Annotated in this window: 17 protein-coding genes and 2 pseudogenes; 6 read left to right on the top strand and 13 right to left on the bottom strand. The window is 69.8% G+C overall.

Annotated elements, in window-relative coordinates:
* Positions 1 to 68: 68 nt before the first annotated feature.
* A complete protein-coding gene (locus ACFOW4_RS13735; protein ID WP_377527634.1) occupies positions 69 to 998 on the bottom strand; it encodes an NADP-dependent oxidoreductase in 930 nt (309 codons plus the stop codon).
* Positions 999 to 1,048: 50 nt separating this feature from the next.
* Between ACFOW4_RS13735 and ACFOW4_RS13730 the strand changes: the two genes are divergently transcribed.
* Together ACFOW4_RS13730 and ACFOW4_RS13725 are read left to right on the top strand one after the other, a co-directional pair.
* Positions 1,049 to 1,693: a TetR/AcrR family transcriptional regulator gene (locus ACFOW4_RS13730; protein WP_377527633.1), complete on the top strand. Its 645-nt coding sequence runs from the start codon at positions 1,049 to 1,051 to the stop codon at positions 1,691 to 1,693.
* Positions 1,694 to 1,780: 87 nt separating this feature from the next.
* A pseudogene (locus ACFOW4_RS13725) lies at positions 1,781 to 1,924 on the top strand (DUF397 domain-containing protein); the annotation flags it as partial.
* A gap of 454 nt (positions 1,925 to 2,378) precedes the next feature.
* On the opposite strand, the gene ACFOW4_RS13720 reads toward ACFOW4_RS13725, so the two are convergent.
* Both ACFOW4_RS13720 and ACFOW4_RS13715 read right to left on the bottom strand, forming a co-directional pair.
* Positions 2,379 to 3,029, bottom strand: coding sequence for a response regulator (locus ACFOW4_RS13720; RefSeq protein WP_377527631.1), 651 nt, complete (start codon positions 3,027 to 3,029; stop codon positions 2,379 to 2,381).
* Positions 3,026 to 4,168: a sensor histidine kinase gene (locus ACFOW4_RS13715; protein ID WP_377527629.1), complete on the bottom strand. Its 1,143-nt coding sequence runs from the start codon at positions 4,166 to 4,168 to the stop codon at positions 3,026 to 3,028. The genes ACFOW4_RS13720 and ACFOW4_RS13715 overlap by 4 nt, the downstream gene beginning before the upstream one ends.
* Before the next feature lie 213 nt (positions 4,169 to 4,381).
* Between ACFOW4_RS13715 and ACFOW4_RS13710 the strand changes: the two genes are divergently transcribed.
* Positions 4,382 to 5,077: a hypothetical protein gene (locus ACFOW4_RS13710; RefSeq protein ID WP_377527627.1), complete on the top strand. Its 696-nt coding sequence runs from the start codon at positions 4,382 to 4,384 to the stop codon at positions 5,075 to 5,077.
* A 128-nt stretch (positions 5,078 to 5,205) separates the two neighbouring features.
* On the opposite strand, the gene ACFOW4_RS13705 is transcribed toward ACFOW4_RS13710, so the two are convergent.
* The 10 genes from ACFOW4_RS13705 to ACFOW4_RS13660 all read right to left on the bottom strand — a co-directional run bounded on the left by ACFOW4_RS13705 (position 5,206) and on the right by ACFOW4_RS13660 (position 14,045).
* Positions 5,206 to 5,397, bottom strand: coding sequence for a hypothetical protein (locus ACFOW4_RS13705; RefSeq protein WP_377527625.1), 192 nt, complete (start codon positions 5,395 to 5,397; stop codon positions 5,206 to 5,208).
* 221 nt (positions 5,398 to 5,618) lie between these two features.
* Positions 5,619 to 6,308: an IS6 family transposase gene (locus ACFOW4_RS13700; protein ID WP_377528160.1), complete on the bottom strand. Its 690-nt coding sequence runs from the start codon at positions 6,306 to 6,308 to the stop codon at positions 5,619 to 5,621.
* A 139-nt stretch (positions 6,309 to 6,447) separates the two neighbouring features.
* The gene (locus ACFOW4_RS13695; RefSeq protein WP_377527623.1) at positions 6,448 to 6,993 is read right to left on the bottom strand and encodes a gluconokinase; all 546 of its coding nucleotides are present in this window, start codon (positions 6,991 to 6,993) and stop codon (positions 6,448 to 6,450) included.
* Complete coding sequence (gene manD, locus ACFOW4_RS13690) at positions 6,983 to 8,212, bottom strand: D-mannonate dehydratase ManD (protein ID WP_377527621.1); 1,230 nt, start codon at positions 8,210 to 8,212, stop codon at positions 6,983 to 6,985. Before manD ends, ACFOW4_RS13695 begins: the two co-directional genes overlap by 11 nt.
* Before the next feature lie 24 nt (positions 8,213 to 8,236).
* The gene (locus ACFOW4_RS13685) at positions 8,237 to 9,190 is read right to left on the bottom strand and encodes a sugar kinase (RefSeq protein ID WP_377527619.1); all 954 of its coding nucleotides are present in this window, start codon (positions 9,188 to 9,190) and stop codon (positions 8,237 to 8,239) included.
* The gene (locus ACFOW4_RS13680) at positions 9,187 to 9,819 is read right to left on the bottom strand and encodes a bifunctional 4-hydroxy-2-oxoglutarate aldolase/2-dehydro-3-deoxy-phosphogluconate aldolase (protein ID WP_377527617.1); all 633 of its coding nucleotides are present in this window, start codon (positions 9,817 to 9,819) and stop codon (positions 9,187 to 9,189) included. Before ACFOW4_RS13680 ends, ACFOW4_RS13685 begins: the two co-directional genes overlap by 4 nt.
* Entirely contained in the window at positions 9,813 to 10,961 is a 1,149-nt protein-coding gene (dgoD, locus tag ACFOW4_RS13675) for a galactonate dehydratase (RefSeq protein WP_377527616.1), read from the bottom strand. Before dgoD ends, ACFOW4_RS13680 begins: the two co-directional genes overlap by 7 nt.
* A 6-nt stretch (positions 10,962 to 10,967) precedes the next feature.
* Positions 10,968 to 11,783, bottom strand: coding sequence for a carbohydrate ABC transporter permease (locus ACFOW4_RS13670; RefSeq protein WP_334616602.1), 816 nt, complete (start codon positions 11,781 to 11,783; stop codon positions 10,968 to 10,970).
* Positions 11,780 to 12,727 (bottom strand): carbohydrate ABC transporter permease, encoded by a 948-nt coding sequence (locus ACFOW4_RS13665; protein WP_377527614.1) that lies wholly within the window; start codon positions 12,725 to 12,727, stop codon positions 11,780 to 11,782. The genes ACFOW4_RS13670 and ACFOW4_RS13665 overlap by 4 nt, the downstream gene beginning before the upstream one ends.
* Positions 12,728 to 12,803: 76 nt before the next feature.
* Positions 12,804 to 14,045, bottom strand: coding sequence for an ABC transporter substrate-binding protein (locus ACFOW4_RS13660; RefSeq protein WP_377527613.1), 1,242 nt, complete (start codon positions 14,043 to 14,045; stop codon positions 12,804 to 12,806).
* A 186-nt stretch (positions 14,046 to 14,231) separates the two neighbouring features.
* On the opposite strand from ACFOW4_RS13660, the gene ACFOW4_RS13655 reads away from it, so the two are divergent.
* The 3 genes and pseudogenes from ACFOW4_RS13655 (at position 14,232) to ACFOW4_RS13645 (ending at position 16,491) form a co-directional block, all read left to right on the top strand.
* Complete coding sequence (locus ACFOW4_RS13655) at positions 14,232 to 14,990, top strand: FadR/GntR family transcriptional regulator (protein ID WP_377527611.1); 759 nt, start codon at positions 14,232 to 14,234, stop codon at positions 14,988 to 14,990.
* 35 nt (positions 14,991 to 15,025) lie between these two features.
* Positions 15,026 to 15,175: pseudogene (locus ACFOW4_RS13650) on the top strand (transposase); the annotation flags it as partial.
* Between the two features lie 167 nt (positions 15,176 to 15,342).
* Positions 15,343 to 16,491, top strand: coding sequence for an IS3 family transposase (locus tag ACFOW4_RS13645; RefSeq protein ID WP_377527610.1), 1,149 nt, complete (start codon positions 15,343 to 15,345; stop codon positions 16,489 to 16,491).
* Positions 16,492 to 16,926: the final 435 nt, after the last annotated feature.

Below are 16,926 nucleotides of genomic sequence, written 5' to 3'. Positions count from 1 at the left end.
GTCCCGTCCGTCGAACTGCCCAATCGGAATTGGCTATCAATCTGGGTCCACGGCACGCATGGGGCACGCTACGGCTTCAGCACGATCTTTCCCCGCGCGTGGCGGGACTCACTCAACTCGTGGGCAACGGCCGCCTCTTCCAGGGAAAATACGGCAGCGACCGGCACCGTGAAGCAGCCCCGCTCGGCGAGGTCGCCCGCGGCGGCGATTCCTTCGAGAGACGGTGAGTCCGCGCCGGGACCAGAGCCGCGCGATAGGTGCACGCCGTACGCCGCGGCGTTGATGTCTGCGATGCTCACCACCCTGTCCGGACCTGCGACCAGGCGGACCAGGTCGGGTATGGAGCCAGAGCCGGCACAATCGAGTACGACATCTACTCCGCCGGGCATCAGAGCGTCGACCCGCTCGGCCAGCCCGGGGCCGTACGTGGTCGGGATCGCCCCGAGCGAGGCGACGAAGCCATGGTTGCGGTCGCTGGCCGTGCCGATGACGGCCGCGCCGCGAGCGACCGCGAGTTGGATCGCCGTCGTACCGACCCCGCCAGCCGCACCCTCGATCAACAACGTGGTGCCATCTTTCACGCCCAGTCGGTCGAGCACGCGCGTGGCCGTCTCGATGTTGCCGGCCGCACCGCCGGCCTGTTCCCAGCTCAGGGCGGCCGGCTTCGGTGCCCACGCGGCCAGGACGGCGTATTCGGCGTTCGCTCCGCCCATCTGGGCGTAGTCCGTGATCCCGAAAACCTCATCACCTACCCGAACCGTGGTCACTCCGCCACCGACCTCATCCACCACGCCGGCTGCGTCGACGCCGGGCACGTGCGGCAGGCGGAGCGGAATCCATTCCTGGAATCGGCCGGCGCGGACGTACGTGTCGGCCGGATTGACACCCGAGGCCCGAACCGCCACCCGGATCTGTCCCGGTCCGGCGTGCGGTTCCGGTGCCTCCGAGACCTCAAGCACACTCGCGGGACCATACTTGGAAAATTGCAGAGCCCTCATGCGCAGGGACGCTAACGCACCCTGCTGTCCACCTCGCTGAAGTGAGAGCAGTGACCGATCCTTTGCCTCACACCCTTCGCTCCGACGCCCTGGACAACCGCGAGCGCATCCTCGATGCCGCCCGCACGGTCTTCGCCGTTGAAGGTCTTGACGCGCCGATGCGGGAGGTCGCACGCCGCGCCAGGGTTGCACCGGCCACCCTGTACCGCCGATTTCCGACCAAGGAGATGTTGGTCACCGAGGCATTCGCAGAGCAGATGTACGCGTGTCGCGCCGTCGTCGACGAGGGCCTCGCCGATCCGGATCCGTGGCACGGCTTCTGTCTCGTCATTGAGAAAATGTGTGAACTGAACGCCCGCGATGGGGGCTTTACCGCAGCTCTCACGTCGACGTTTCCCAATGCCGTGGATTTCGACGCGCGCCGCGAATACGCTCTCAGGTCGATCGCCGAATTGGCCCGCCGCGCCAAGGAAGCCGGCCGTCTGCGCCCCGACTTCGCCTTGGACGACGTCATCCTCGTGCTCATGGCCAACAGCGGTATCCACGCGTCCTCGCCGACTGCCAAGGTCACCGCCTCCCGGCGCTTCGCCGCGCTCGCCATCCAGGCATTCCAGGCCAGCCCGGATGCCTCGCCGCTCCCGCCCGTGGCGCGGCTGGCGCCCCCGGCATCAGTATCCCGCGACCAAGCGGGCTAAGGGACGTCTCGTAACTGGGTGAAGGCGTTGCCCGGCAGCGGGCTGGCGGTCACCCGGCCAGGATGATGTTGTGGGTCCGGCTCAAGCGGCAACTGCGTCGAGGTTGCCACACCGCCCCAGGTGGTCATGGTCCGCGACAGCAAGGACCGGCAGGGCCTGGCCCTGTCGTTCAACCCCTGCCAGTGGGTCAGCTCTATAGCGGGCATCAAGGCCGGCAAGTTCGAAGCGTGAGAGCGGATCCGCCCCGTAGGCAGATGAACGTCTATGCGCTGCGAGGTCGATCCGAAGAGCGCACCTCTGTCGCGCTCGGTTCGTGGGCGTCCCGCCGGATACCAGCAGTTCCGGGCTGTGCACTCATCTGCAACGATGGCTCCGAGTTGCCCTGAAGAGACCCAAGTCCAGTCAGGTACCGGCACGTCCACGCCCGTTCGCCGACGTCCGATCACCACAGGAGCACCAATCGATCCCCGGGCTCTGCCTACCCCACCGACTGGCTCGTACCCTGGCCGCCGCTGCGCTGCACGGACAAGGGCCGAATGCCGTGATGGCACTAGAAGCGCCCCACCGGTCTCGACCGGTACGAGCCGCTTGAGCTCGGACGCAGCCGTACCAGAAGCCACCGCCGCTGACGGTCAGCGTCGCGCTCGGCACCTTCCGCCCGCTGATCGGCTGACGGCGGCACCCGCTACCGCCGGAGCTGGGCCACCCCGGTCTGGTACGCCAGCACGACCGCCTGCACCCGGTCCCGCACCCCGAGCTTGGCGAAGATGCGGTTCACGTGCGTCTTCACGGTCGCCTCTCCGACGAAGAGCTCGCTGGCGATCTCGCCGTTGGACAGGCCGAGGGCCATCATCCGCAGTACCTCGGTTTCCCGGACGGTCAGCTCCGCCAGGCCCGGGTTGCCGGCCACCGAAGCCGTCGCGGTGTAGTGGTCGATCAGCCGGCGGGTGATCGACGGGGAGAGCAGTGCGTCGCCCCGGGCCGCTGTCCGCACCGCCTCGGCCAGCTCCCGAGGCGGTGTGGTCTTGAGCATGAACCCGGAGGCGCCGGCCCGGAGCGCCCGGTAGACGTACTCGTCGAGGTCGAAGGTGGTCAGCATGATGATCCGGGTCTCATTACGCACGGCCAGGATCCGCTCGGTGGCGGCGATCCCGTCGGTGGGTGCCATGTGGATGTCCATCAACACCACGTCGGGCACGCACCGGGCCGCGAGCAGCACGGCCTCGTCGCCGTCGGCCGCGTCGGCGACGACCTCGATGTCGGGCTGTGCCGTGAGGATCATGCGAAGGCCGCCGCGCACCAGCGCCTCGTCGTCGGCGATGAGGATGCGGGTCACCCGGCGACTCCCGTCGGGGAGAGCGGGGCGGCGGACGCCACGGCGTCGAAGGGCAGCTCGACCCGTACTTCGAAGCCGCCGTGCGGACCCGGACCAACGCTGACCGTGCCGCCGAACAGCTCTGCCCGCTCCCGGATGCCGGTCAGACCGTGGCCGGTGCCGGTGTTCCGCCGAGCCGGCCGCGCTCCGTCGTCGACCACGTGCAGCCGAAGGACGTCGCCGGCCACCTCGATCGAGACGCGGACGGTCGAGCCTGGCGCGTGCCGGGCGGCGTTGGTCAGCGCCTCTTGAAGGATCCGGTACCCGCTGACCTCGGCTGCGGCGGGCACCGTGCTGAGGTCGCCGGCGACGGTCACCTCGACCCGTCCGCCGGCGCGACGCACCCCGGCGGTCAACGCGTCGATCCGCCGCAGCGACGGCAGTCCTTCCGGGGCCGACTCAGCGCCGCGGAGGATCACGAGCAGCCGCCGCAGCTCGGTGACCACCTCGCGTCCGACGTCCTGGACCGCGTTGAGCGACGCGCGTGCCTGCGCCGCGTCCGAGTCGAGCACGGCCTGCGCCGCTGCGGCCTGCAGCACCATCACCGAGACCCCGTGCGAGACGATGTCGTGCAGTTCCCGGGCCACCCGCAGCCGCTCGTCCGTCCGGGCGGCGGCCTCCCGCTCGGCGGCCAGCGCGACCAGCCGGGCCGCCTGGGCCCGCCGCATCCGTACGGCGTACCCAGGGCCGAACACGGCGAGCCCGACGAACAGGATGAACGCCCAGTCGGAGTCGCCGGCCATGGCGTTCTCGATACCGAGCGGGACGAAGTAGCTGACCGCGGCGACCGTTGGCGCGGCCCGGCCGCCGACGGCGACACAGCCGAAGCAGGCGGCGAGCAGCGCCAGCAGCGGCGCGACCGGCCACTCCGGCAGCACGGGCGTGAAGCTCTGCGCGGTGAAGCAGGCGCCGGCGAGGACGGCGGCCGCCCGGGGGTACGACGTGCAGCCTGCCACCGCGAGGGCGTAGCCCGCCAGCAGCACGGTGAGCACGGCGAGCCAGCCGGCGGAGAGCGCGGCGAGGTCCGGCCCCTGCCCCTCCACGTAGCCGGCCAGCGGGACGTAAAGCTCGGCCAGGCCGGAACGCGAGCAGCGCGACACCGGCGAGCGTGGTGGCCACCTCCCGCCACCGGGCCCGAAGGTGGAGGGCGGGTGACATGCCGGAAGGGTATCCACGGCGAGCGGAGTTCCGCGTCCACCCACGGGTGTAGCGGCGACGGCCGGAACTCCACCCGGGGATCAACTTCGCGGCCGACGACCTGGCCGGGCCCGGCTCCTAGCGTCCCTCGCACAGCTTCTTGGAGGGAGATTCTGATGGATGACGGGACCGGACGGCGGATGGATCGGCGTCTCACGGCGGCCGCCCTGCTCACAGGCGGACTGCTCTACGGCGCCGCGAACGCCATTTACTGGGTGATGTTCCCGGACGCCGTGTCGGACAGCGCCGGCAACGTGGCGGTGGCCGCCGGTAATGCGGGCGCGTGGCGGGTGGAGACCGTCCTGTTCGCCCTGGCCCACCTGGTGTTGCTGCCGGCGACGCTCGGGCTGGCTGCCGTGCTGGGCGGACGGAAGCCGGTCGCGGCCACCATCGGCGGCGCGCTCGCCCTGCTCGGGCTCTACTTCTCCACCGTCCACCTCTGGCACTACAACGCCTTCTTCGGGGCCCTGGCCGGCGGCGGGGTCGACGCCGACGCCGCCCGGCCGGTGACGAACGCTCTCGACGGGGACCCGTTCGTGATGGCCTCGTTCGCGGTGTGGCTGCTCGGCTGGCTCGTCGGCCTCCTGGTACTCGCCTTCGGCGCGTGGCGGGCCCGGCTGGTGGCGCTCTGGGTGCCGCTGGTCCTCACCGCCGGGCAGGTGCTGGACCTGGTCACCGAGGGGGTCCCGCTCAAGGTCGCGGTGAGCGTGCTGATGGTGGCCGGGTTCACCGGCCTGGCGCTCGGCGTCGAGCGGTCGCGCCCGGTCTCCGCGCCGGCAGGGACGGCAACCCGGGCGACCGCCGACGCCTGACTCGGAGGGTCACGCCGGGGAGCGACATGTCTGCCAGACATACGTATGTCTCACAGACATGTCGCTCAGCCGAGCGTCCGCAACAAGGCAGCCGGCCAGCCGGACCCCGAGCCTAGGGCCTGGGCCGGTCAGCTGCGACGGAAGGCGTCCCGGCGGGTCTGGCCGGCCCGCTGGCCGCGACCGGCGAAACGGGCGTCGCGACCGGCTGGCAGCGGGCCAGCCTTCGGGGGTGCAGACGGCGTCGCCCCCGGCAGGGTCGACATCGGCCCAGTGACCGGCGCCACCAGCAGGGCGTCGAGGTCCCGCGGGGTCACATCCATCAGGGACGACGATAGCCGCGTCCTGCTCGTCGTGGCTGCGGTGGTCGGTGCTCCGTAGGCAGATAGTCGTCTATGCATTGCAAGCTCGACCCGAAGAGCCCACCCCGTCGCGCTCGGTTCGCGCCCGTCCTTACCGATACCAGCAGTTCCGGGCAATGAGGTGATCTGGTGCCGTTGCGTTGTGGGATCGACGGACACGTTGAACCCGTGTCGGTCCGAGGTCAGATCGCCAGGGCGAGGGCGGCGAACGCCGCAGGCACCCGCGTTGCCGGCGGGGTTTCAACGGCGAGTTCGTAGTGTCCGCGACGCAGGTTCTGCATGAACGCGTGTCCGGCGATGATGACCTGTGCTGTCCTGTCGGTTCGTAGCCCGCGCATCGGTCTCAATCGCTGTTTGAGCTGGCTGTGATCGGCTTCTATCGGGTTGTTCGCGTGTTGCTCGACGTGGTGCCATGCCTGCGGGATCAGCTCATCCAGCACGCCGGGGTAGACCGGCGCGGCATCCGTGACCACCTCGTTGGGCGTCACCTTCAGCGTGGACAGCGCGCGTCGGAAGAACCGCCGGGCCGCGTCGGCGTCGCGGCGGGCCGAGACCAGCACGTCGATGGCCTGCCCGTACTGGTCGACCGCCCGATACACGTACCGCCACACCCCGTTCACCTTGACGTACGTCTCATCAACGTGCCACCGGTCGCCCGGTGAATGGCGGCAGAATCGGGCGGCGTCAGCCAGCAGCGGGGTGAACCGCTGGACCCACCGGAACACGGTGACGTGATCGACCTCCACGCCGCGCTCGACGAGCAGCTCCTCAACGTCCCGGTAGGACAGGTTGAAGCGCAGATACCAGCGCACCGCGACCACGATCACCTCCGGCGGGATCCGGAACCCGGCGAACGCCGACTTCGGAGGCAGCCACGGCCGAGAGCGGGTCAACGACTTCACTGCTCAAGCCTGCCTCGATCATGCCAACACTCAACGCAACGGAGCCGCCTCCACAGACGCCATTCCCGAGTGAGCGCCGGGCCCGGACCGACGCCCGAGCCGGGTGGCCCTACCGGCTGCCGGCCGCGGCTCGGGCCGGCAGTCCGAGACGGTCGATCGCAGCGGTGACCAGTTCCTCCGGCGGCAGCGTGATCTCCAGGACGACGCCGGACTCGTCCGGACCCAGGTGTTCCAAGATCGCCCGCTGGGAGTCGAGCAGGCTGGCCGGCATGTAGTGCCCGGCGCGCCGGCTCATCCGGTCCCGGATGAGCTCCGTCGCGCCGGCCAGGTGGACGAACTCCACGTCCGGCGGACCTTCCCGCAACACGTCCCGGTAGGACCGCTTCAGCGCCGAGCAGGCCAGCACCGTGGACACCCCCTCGGCGTGCCGGGCGGCCATCCACTCGGCGAGGTCGCGCAGCCACGGCCAGCGGGCGTCGTCGTCCAGCGGTACGCCCGACCGCATCCGCGTCACGTTGGCCTCCGAGTGGAACTCGTCCGCCTCGGCGAAGCGCAGCCCGGTCAGCTCGCTGATCCCCTGGGCCACCGTTGTCTTGCCCGCCCCGGACACCCCCATCACCACGACGTGCCGGGTGAGCGGTCGGTCACCAGTCATGGACGGTGCCGTCCTTGAGCCGGTTGAAGGGCAGGTACGCGGGCTGGTACGGGAACCGGGCGGCGGCCTCCTCGTCGAGTTCCACGCCGAGACCGGGCTGTTCCCCGGGGTGCAGGTAGCCGTCGGTGAAGCTGAACGACTGCCGGAACACCTCGTTGGTCAGCGCGCCGTGCTGCATGTACTCCTGAATGCCGAAGTTGTGGATGGCCAGGTCGAGGTGGAGCGCGGCGGCCATACCCACTGGCGAGATGTCGGTCGGGCCGTGGATGCCGGACTTGATCTGGTACTGCGCGGCGAAGTCGAGCAGCTTGCGCATGGCCGTGATGCCACCGGTGTGGGTGACCGCGGACCGGACGTAGTCGATGAGCTGTTCCCGGATCAGCGTTTGGTAGTCCCAGACGGTGTTGAAGACCTCGCCGATGGCCAGCGGGGTGGTGGTGTGCTGGCGAACCAGGCGCAGCGCCTCCTGGTTCTCCGCCGGGGTGCAGTCTTCCAGCCAGAACAAGTCGTAGGGCTCCAGAGCCTTGCCGAGCTTCGCGGCCTGGATGGGGGTCATGCGGTGGTGCCCGTCGTGCAGCAGCGGCAGCTCCGGGCCGAACTCGTTCCGGACCGCCTCGAAGACGTCGGGCAGGTGCCGCAGGTACGCGCGAGTGTCCCAGTCCTCCTCGGCGGGCAGCGGCGTGCGCTGCGCCGGCTCGTAGTCGTAGCGCTTGCCGTCGGCGCCGGGCTGGGCGGCGACGCCGTAGACGGCGTTGATGCCGGGCACCGACGTCTGCACCCGGATCGACCGGTAGCCGAGGTCGAGGTGCAGGCGGATCGAGTCGAACAGCTCCGGCAGTTCCCGCCCGGAGGCGTGGCCGTACGCCATGATCCCGGTCCGGGACGCGCCGCCGAGCAGCTGGTAGAGCGGCATCCGGGCGGCCTTGGCCTTGATGTCCCACAGCGCGACGTCCACGGCCGCGATGGCGGCCATGGTGACCGGTCCCCGCCGCCAGTACGCCGACCGGTAGAGGAACTGCCAGGTGTCCTCGATGCGGTGCGGGTCCCGGCCGATCAGCAAGGGGACGACGTGGTCGGTCAGGTAGGAGGCGACGGCCAGCTCCCGCCCGTTGAGGGTGCCGTCACCCAGTCCCGTCAGCCCCTCGTCTGTGGTGATCTTCAGGGTGACGAAGTTGCGGTCGGGGCTGGAGACGATGACGTCCGCCGCGATGATCTTCACGCAGGTGCCTTTCTCGGGTGATGCTCAGCGAAGGGTGCTGCCGGGCTGCAGGTCGTCCAGGAGGGACAGTTCGTCGCGGCGCGGCAGGGCCTCCCAGTCGCCGTGACCGGCGACGGCGAAGGCGCCGAGGGTTACCGCGCGGCGCAGCCGCCCGGCCAGGTCGAGGCCGTCGAGGTGCCCGGAGAGGTAGCCGGCGGTGAAGGCGTCACCGGCGCCGACGGTGTCCACCGCGGTGACCGGCAACGCCGGCGCGTGCCGGACCCCGTCGCCGGTGTACGCCCGGGCGCCCTCGCCGCCGAGCTTCACCAGCACGGTCGTCACGCCCCGCGCCAGCAGCCCGGCCACCACGGTTCGCTCCGCCGCGCCGGGTTCGCCGACGAGGTCCAGCTCGTCGGCGGAGGCGACGACGACCGAGGCGTACCCGGCGAGTCGGGTGAGCACCGCGCGGGCGTCCTCGCGGCTCCACAGCTTCGCCCGGTAGTTGACGTCGAGGCAGACCAGCGCCTCGGACCGGGACGCCGTTTCGGCCGCCCACCGGGTGGCCTCGTGGGCGCTGTCGGACAGCGCCGGGGTGATGCCGGTCAGGTGCAGCATGCGGGTGCCTGCGGCCAGGGCCGGACGCAGGTCCTCGACGTCCAGCGCGGACCCGGCCGAGCCGGCCCGGTGGTAGCGCACCCGGGTCAGGTCGGCCGTACGGCGTTCCAGGAACATCAGCCCGGCCGGACGCTGCGGGTCGCGGGTGACGTGGTCGACGGCGACGCCCTCGGCGCGCAGTTGGCGCAGCACGTACCCGCCGAGCTCGTCGTCGCTGACCCGGCCGGCCCAGGCTGCCCGGTGGCCGAGCCGGGCCAGCCCGATGGCCACGTTGGCCTCGGCTCCGGCGAGGTGCATGGTCAGCGCCCCGCCGGTGGCCAGCGGTCCGGACGACCGCAGCGATACCAGGGACTCGCCGAAGGTGAGCAGGTCGACGGCGGTCATGACGTGGCGGCGACGTAGGCCCGGGCCCGATCCTGCAGCGCGTCGAGGTCGCCGCCGGAGGCGGCGTCGCCGACCAGCGGGCCGCCGACGCCGACGGCGATCGCGCCGGCCGCGAGGTAGCCGGGCAGCTCGGCGAGGCCCACCCCGCCGACCGCGACGAACGGGATGTCCGGGAACGGGTCGCGCAGCGCCTTCAGGTACGCCGGCCCGCCCACCGACGCCGGGAAGAGCTTGACGACGGAGGCTCCCGCCCGGACGGCCGCGTACGCCTCGGTCGGGGTGAGCGCGCCGACGGCGACCGGTAGGTCGCGGCGGACCGCCTCGGGGATGGAGTCCACGACGGCCGGTGTGACCACGAACTGCGCGCCGGCGGCGACGACGTCCGCGACGTCGGCCGGGGTGAGCACCGTCCCGGCGCCGACCACCGACCCGGGCGGGGCGGTCGCCCGGATCACCGCGATGGCGTCGAGGGCGCCCGGCGTGGTCAGGGCCACCTCCACCACCCGTACGCCCTCGGCCAGCAGGGCGGTGCCGGTGGCGATGGCGGCGGCGGTGTCGGTGCCGCGAATGACCGCCAGCAGGCGGGTCGCGGCGAGTTCGGCGGTGAGGTCGAGGGTCATCGTCACCATTCCGCGTAGGAGCCGTCGAGGTGCCGGAACATCGGGGTGCGCCAGGCGTGACCGCGCTTGTCCGCGACGCGGACCGCCGCCTCGTCGACCTCGATGCCCAGGCCGGGCGCGGTGAGCCGCTCGACGTACCCGTCGACGAAGGTCAGTGGGGTCTTGTCGAGGCAGTAGTCGAGCACCTCGGCGCCGAGGTTGTAGTGGATGCCGATGCTCTGCTCCTGAATCAGGTAGTTCGGCGTGGCGAAGCCGACCTGGAGGCAGGCCGCGAGGGCGATCGGCCCGAGCGGGCAGTGCGGGGCGAGCTGCACGTCGTACACCTCGGCGAGCGACGCGATCTTGCGTACCTCGGTGATGCCGCCGGCGTGCGAGAGGTCCGGCTGCGCGACCGCGATGCCGGCCTGGAACACTGGCAGGAACTCCTGCCGGCTGTAGAGCCGTTCCCCCGTGGACACCGGCGTGGTGGTCGACCGGACGAAATCGCCGATCAGGTGGGAGTTCTCCGGGACGACCGGCTCCTCCAGGAACAACGGCCGGTACGGCTCCAGCAGCGGCGCCACCCGACGGGCGTTGGCCAGGGTGAAGCGGCCGTGGAAGTCGACGGCCACGTCGCGGTCGTCGCCGAGCACCTCGCGGGCCGCGGCCACCCGGGCGATCACGCCGTCGAGCTCGGCCACCGAGGCGATCGGGCTCATCCGGCCGGAGGCGTTCATCTTGACCGCGGTCAACCCCGCCTCGACCTGGGCGGCGATGTGGTCGCGGACCTCACTGGGCTCGTCGCCGCCGACCCAGCCGTACACCCGGATCCGGTCCCGGACCGGACCGCCGAGCAGCTGGTGCACGGGGGCGCCGAAGTGCTTACCGGCGATGTCCCACAGCGCTTGGTCGAGGCCGGACACAGCGCTGGCCAGGATCGGGCCACCCCGGTAGAACGAGCCCTTCGTCATGACCTGCCAGTGGTCCTCGATCCGCAGCGCGTCGCGGCCGATCAGCAGCTCGCCGAGCTGCTCGACGGCGGCCTGAACGGTCTCGGATCGCCCTTCGCAGGTGGCCTCGCCCCAGCCGACGATCCCGCTCTCCGTCTCGACGCGGACGAAGAGCCACCGGGGGGCGACGAGGAAGGTCTCGATGCGGGTGACTGTCGTCATGGTGGCTCAGCCCTTCGTTGCGCCGGCGGTGAGCCCGGAGACCACGTACTTCTGCACGAACAGGGCGATCAGCATGATCGGCAGGGTGACCACGGTGGCCGCGGCCATCAGCCCGCCCCAGTCGATGCTGGCGTAGCCGACGAAGTCGAAGATCGCCACGGGCAGCGTCTTGGTGTCGGCGCCGGAGAGCACCAGTGCGAACAGGAAGTTGTTCCAGGAGAAGATGAAAGACAGGATTCCGGCGGTGGCGATCCCCGGCACGGACAGCGGCAGGGTGATCCGGCGAAACGCGCCGATGTGGGTCAGCCCGTCGACCAGCGCAGCCTCCTCGAGCTCCTCCGGCAGGCTGTCGAAGTAGCCCATCATGATGTAGACCACCAGCGGCAGCGAGACGAACATGTGGCTGAGGATCAGGACGCCGAAGCCGCCGACCATCTTCAGGTTGGAGAAGACGTAGTACCAGGGCACCAGCAGCGAGACGCCGGGGATGACCCGGGCCATCAGCACCACCAGCGCGGATTTCCTCATGTTGAACCGGCTCATCGAGTACGCGGCCGGCACGCCGAGGATCAGCGACGCCACGGTCGCGGCGAAGGCCACCCAGAGGCTGTTGCCGATGAACTGGGTGTAGTTCGCCTGCTTGAGCACGTTGGCGTAGTTGTCCACGGTGGGCGAGAAGACCAGCGCCTTGCCGGTGTCGTAGATGTCGACGTTGGTCTTGAACGAAGCCGCGATCATCCAGAGCAGCGGCGCGAGCAGCGACAGCACCACGACGGCGAGCGCCACCACCCGGAACACCCGGTACGCGGGACGGGGCTTCATCGCTGTGACTCCTTGCGCCGGGCGGTCAGGGCCCACATCGACCCGATGATGATCAGGAAGAAGATGATGAGGACAGTCGAGGAGACGCCGTACTCGTTGTAGTCGAAGCTGAGGCCGTAGGCGTAGACGTTGAGGGTCTCCACCTCGTGGAACGAACCGCCGCCGCGGCCCTTGGTGGCGTAGAGGATGTCGAAGGTCTTCAGCGCGTCGATGCCGCGCAGCAGGATTGCCACGATCACCGTGGGCATCAGCAGCGGCAGGGTGACGTGCCGGAAGCGCTGCCAGGTGCTGGCGCCGTCGATGCGCGCTGCCTCCTGCGGCTCCTCCGACAGTGCGGTCAGCCCGGCGAGCAGGATCAGCACTACCATCGGCGTCCACTGCCAGACGTCGATGAAGATGGTGGTGGGCAGCGCCGAGTGCTGGCCGGCGAGCCACGGCTGCGGTCCGATGCCGACCCAGCCGAGCAGCTGGTTGGCCAGGCCGATGTTCGGGTCGAAGATGAGCCGCCACATCATGCCGACAGCGACCGGGGTGGCGACCAGCGGCATCAGGATGGCCACCCGGAGCCACTTCTGCCCCTTGAACGGCCGCCACAGCAGCAGCGCGATCGCCATCCCGAGGGCCACCTCGAAGAGCAGCGCGACGACGGTGAACGCAGCGGTCCGTCCGACGGCGGGCCAGAACCGGTCGGTGTCCGACAGCACGTCGATGTAGTTCCGGACGCCGACGAACTCGCTCTCGGCGCGGACGGAGCCCTCGGCGTCGGTGAGGCTGAGGTAGCCGGTCCAGGCCAGCGGGAAGACGATCAGCACGGCGACGAAGGCCATCGCCGGGGCCGCGAAGAGCCACTTGCGGTGGTCGTTGGCCCAGCGCGCCCAGCCGGGCGTGTCGGGCGTGGCCGAGACGCCGCCGGGCGCTCGGGCGGGGGTGGTGACTGTTGCCATGGGATCTCCGGGGGTGGGCGGGCCGGCGGGGAGACGTGGGTGGTGGGACCGGCCGGCCCCACCACCCACGCGCGGCTTACTTGGCCTCGTCGTCCAGGAACTTCTGGAAGGCGGTGTTCGCCGTGTCGGCCGAGGCCGCGGCGTCCTTGCCGGCGATCGCGTCGACGATCGGCTGGCCGACGATCTCGCGGGCCTGGGCGACCTTCACGACCAGCGGCCGGTCGTGGCCCACGCCGTCCTTGGTGCTGGCGGCGATGGCCTCGACCAGGTCCTTCGGGTAGGTCGCGGTGCCCTCCGGGTTGGCCCAGACGGAGGTACGGGCACTCGGCACGCCGGACTTCTGCTGGGCGAGCGTCTGCTGCTTGCCGGTCGCCCACTCGATGAACTTCCAGGCGTTGCTCTTGTTCTCCGAGCTGTCGTTGATGCCCAGCGCCCAGGAGGGGATGTTGTACGGCTTCGAGCCGGCCGGGCCGGCGGGGAACGGCGCGAAGCCGACGGTGTCGGCCACCTTGGACTTGGCCGGGTCGGTGGCGTTCTTGTAGAGCGAGTTGGCCTCGGTGTAGAAGGCAGCCTTGCCCTGGGTGAAGATGGCCATCGCCTCGGGCCAGCTCATGTCGGTGCTGACATTCGCCGGGCCGTGCTCGGAGATGAGCCCGCCGTAGTAGGCGTACGCCTGCTTGGCGGCGTCGCTGTTGACGGTGGCCTTGCCGCTGCCGTCGACGAAGTCGCCGCCGAAGCTGTACAGGAAGCTGGAGAACTGGGTGACGGCCGGCGACTTGCCGGTCCGGGCGACGAAGCCGGCGACCCCCGGCTGGGCGGCCTTGACCTTGGCGGCGGCGGCCTTGAGCTCGTCGAGCGTCTTCGGCGGGGCGCTCAGGCCGGCCTTGGCGAGCAGGTCCTTGCGGTAGTAGAGGACCTCCTGCTCGGTGATGATCGGGACGCCGACCGGCTTGCCCTCGTACGAGGTGGCCTCCACCGGGCCGGCCTGGAAGTCGGCGAAGTCCCAGTCCTTGTTGGACTTCACGTGGTCCGACAGGTCGGCGAGGTACTTGTTCTTAGCGAACAGCCTCCCCTCCTGCAGGGGGCGGTACATCATCACGTCGATGTCGGACGAGCCGGCGTTCAGCTTGACGTTGTACTGGTCGGAGAGCTGGTCCTCGCCGAGCTGCGTGATCTCGACCTTGAGCCCGGTCTGCTTCTCGAACTCGGGCAGGGCCTGCTTGATGTTCTCCGTCCAGACGTGGTTCGCCAGGGTCACCCGGACCGTCTTGGACGCGCCGCTGTCGTCGCCACCGCCGCCGCAGGCGGCCAGGCCCATGGCGGCAACCACAGCCAGAGAAGTACCGAATATCGATCGACGCCGCACGTCCATCTCTCCTTCTGTCGTGGCCGCCGCCCAGCGGGAGGAGCGCCACACCGTTGTAACGTCCGCTTAACGAGGGGATGCTAGGCCGAAAAAGCCGACTTATTCAAGGGATGATCTTCAACTGATATGCTCCGAGCCGTGGACAAGTCCTCTTCAGGGGTCGCACCCGCCCAGCCCGCCCCTGCCGAGGCCGGGCTGCATGCCCGTGTTCTCGACCACCTCGGCACCGCCATCTGCGGCGGCGAGGTGGCTGCCGGCTCCGTCCTCAACATCGACGACCTGGTCGAGCGGTACGCGGTCTCCCGCTCGGTGATCCGCGAGGTGCTGCGGGTGCTGGCGTCCATGGGATTCATCGAGACCCGGCGCCGGGTCGGCGTGCTGATCCAACCAGCCGAGGCGTGGAACGTCTTCGATCCACAAGTGATCCGCTGGCGGCTCGCCTCCGCCGGCCGGATGGGGCAGCTCCGCTCGATCACCGAGCTGCGGACCGCGGTCGAGCCGCACGCCGCATGGCTGGCCGCCCGCCGGGTCGACCACGACGAGGCGAGCGATCTGGTCGGGCTCGCCGCCAAGATGTGGGCCGCCGGGAAGGCCGGCGACGAGGAACGCTTCCTCAGCCTGGACATCGAGTTCCACCGGCGGGTGCTCGCCGCGTCCGGCAACGAGATGTTCGGAAAGCTCCAGGAACTGGTCGCCGAGGTGCTCACCGGCCGGCATCACTACAACCTGATGCCGCACTACCCCGACGAGCAGGCCCTGCAACTGCACGCCGACGTCGCCCAGGCGATCCAGCGACGGGACGGCGAGCGGGCCAGGGAGGCCATGGTGCGGATCATGGAGCAGGCGTTCGACGAGATGAAGTCGATGTGGGACCAGACGGGCGAGCCCGGCCGGTGAACTGACCTCCGCCACTGGTTGCCGAGCGTTCCTAGATTCTGTGGAAGCTGCGCACGGACGCGCCCTGGCGTGACCTGCCGGAACGCTTTGGGCCGTGGAAGACCTGCCACGAGCGGCTGCGCCGTTGGACGGCCGATGGAACGTGGGATCGGATCCTGGCTGCGGCACAGGTCCACGACGACGGCTGCGGTTGTTGACCTCTTCGATCCGCCGAAGATGTCACCGAGCAGAGAGCCCTGCTCTTTCCAGCGCTGGTGAACCGCCCCGGATTTTGTAGAGACTTTGATGTTCCCCGGGTTCGGTGGAGTCGGGTTGGTTGACTCGTCAGGCTCGTCGCTCGTTGAGGAGAGACGTGCCGAGAAGATATCCGCCCGAGTTTCGTCGCAAGGTCCTCGATCTGCTCAAGGCCGGCCGATCGGTCGCGGAGTTGGTCCGGGACTTGGAGATCAGCGATCAGACGATCTACAACTGGCGCCGCCAAGACCTGATCGACACCGGCCAGGTTCCAGGTGTCACCTCCACCGACCAGGCAGAGCTGGTCGCGGCTCGACGGCGTATCACCGAGCTGGAGACCGAACTGGCGGCGCATCGCCGCGCGGCCGAACTGCTCAAGGGGGTGGTGCCCCCAAAAGACCGGTACGCGGTCATCCAACGGATGGCCGCTGAGGGGTCGCCCGTCGACGTCTGCTGCCGCGTACTCGACGTCTCAGCGTCCGGGTACTACGCCTGGCGCAACCGACCGCTCTCGCAGCGGGCGCTGCGCCACGCTTGGCTGACCGAGCAGATCCGCGCGGTGCATCTGGCGTCGCGAGGCACGTACGGTTCCCGGCGAGTGCACGCCGAATTGCGGCTGGGCCGCGGCCTCGTCGTGGGCTATCACGCGGTGGAGATGCTGATGCGCCGTGCCGGCATCCGCGGTCTGCCTGGTAGTCGCCGGCCCCGGCCGAAGCACCAGACCCCCACGGCCAGCGACCTGGTCAACCACGACTTCACCCGATCGGCGCCGAACCAGCTGTGGGTCACCGACATCACCGAGCACCCGACCCGCGAGGGCAAGGTGTACTGCGCGGTCGAGCTGGACACCTTCTCCCGCAGAGTGGTCGGCTGGTCCATCGACGCCACCCAGACGGCCACGCTGGTCACCAACGCCCTGAGCATGGCCATCAGCAACCGCCAACCCACCGGGACCGTGATCCACTCCGATCACGGCGTGCAATTCAGCTCATGGGCCTTCACCCGCCGAGTTCAGGAAGCCGGCCTGGCGCCGTCGATGGGATCGATCGGTGACTGTTACGACAACGGCATGATCGAGTCGTTCTGGGGCCGCATGCAGACCGAACTGCTCAACCGCCGGCGCTGGCGCACCCGCATCGAACTGGCCAACGCGATCTTCGAGTACCTGGAGATCTTCCACAACCGGCAACGCCGCCACAGTTCGCTGGGCATGCTCACCCCGGTCGAGTATGAAAGGCTCCGCCCGATCGCCCTATCCGTTGCCTGACGCCAACCAACAGGGCTCCGCGAAACCCAGGGAACATCAGGTCCGATCCGACAGCCGGCGCGGACCGACGAGGCGGTCGGATCCATAGGGCCTGCGGCTTGACCACTTCGGTGCTTCTGGGAGGTCACGCCGGACCGCTCGCCCACATCACCAAGGTCAAAGCCCTCGGCCCTGTCCAACGTCGGTGAGCACTTCGGGCGCGGTGACCACTTCGCCAACCCGCACCCAATCTGCTCCCACTTGCAGGGCATGGCCATCTAGCAGCTCCTTACCGCCGCGGCCTGTGCATACACCGTTGCCAGGGGACATAGAGCGCTGTCGACCGCTGCGCAAAACCGCGGAGCACTCCGCGGTGAATTCCTGCTCCCCCAATCTCGGCACGAGACCGCCGGCGGCTGGCCGGAGGTAACGGTGCTGCCGCGCGGGCCGTGCCCG

Origin of the sequence: Micromonospora sp. GCM10011542, assembly GCF_042650685.1 — a bacterium.
Lineage (GTDB): Bacteria > Actinomycetota > Actinomycetes > Mycobacteriales > Micromonosporaceae > Micromonospora.
This window is presented reverse-complemented; position numbering and strand designations above follow the sequence as displayed.

Excerpts from the sequence above, each read along its gene's own strand:
- ACFOW4_RS13735 (WP_377527634.1), bottom strand. The coding sequence starts at position 998 with ATGAGGGCTCTGCAATTTTCCAAGTATGGTCCCGCGAGTGTGCTTGAG.
- ACFOW4_RS13710 (WP_377527627.1), top strand. The coding sequence starts at position 4,382 with ATGGATGACGGGACCGGACGGCGGATGGATCGGCGTCTCACGGCGGCC.
- ACFOW4_RS13705 (WP_377527625.1), bottom strand. The coding sequence starts at position 5,397 with ATGGATGTGACCCCGCGGGACCTCGACGCCCTGCTGGTGGCGCCGGTC.
- ACFOW4_RS13695 (WP_377527623.1), bottom strand. The coding sequence starts at position 6,993 with ATGACTGGTGACCGACCGCTCACCCGGCACGTCGTGGTGATGGGGGTG.
- ACFOW4_RS13685 (WP_377527619.1), bottom strand. The coding sequence starts at position 9,190 with ATGACCGCCGTCGACCTGCTCACCTTCGGCGAGTCCCTGGTATCGCTG.
- ACFOW4_RS13680 (WP_377527617.1), bottom strand. The coding sequence starts at position 9,819 with ATGGTGACGATGACCCTCGACCTCACCGCCGAACTCGCCGCGACCCGC.
- dgoD (WP_377527616.1), bottom strand. The coding sequence starts at position 10,961 with ATGACGACAGTCACCCGCATCGAGACCTTCCTCGTCGCCCCCCGGTGG.
- ACFOW4_RS13670 (WP_334616602.1), bottom strand. The coding sequence starts at position 11,783 with ATGAAGCCCCGTCCCGCGTACCGGGTGTTCCGGGTGGTGGCGCTCGCC.
- ACFOW4_RS13665 (WP_377527614.1), bottom strand. The coding sequence starts at position 12,727 with ATGGCAACAGTCACCACCCCCGCCCGAGCGCCCGGCGGCGTCTCGGCC.
- ACFOW4_RS13660 (WP_377527613.1), bottom strand. The coding sequence starts at position 14,045 with ATGGGCCTGGCCGCCTGCGGCGGCGGTGGCGACGACAGCGGCGCGTCC.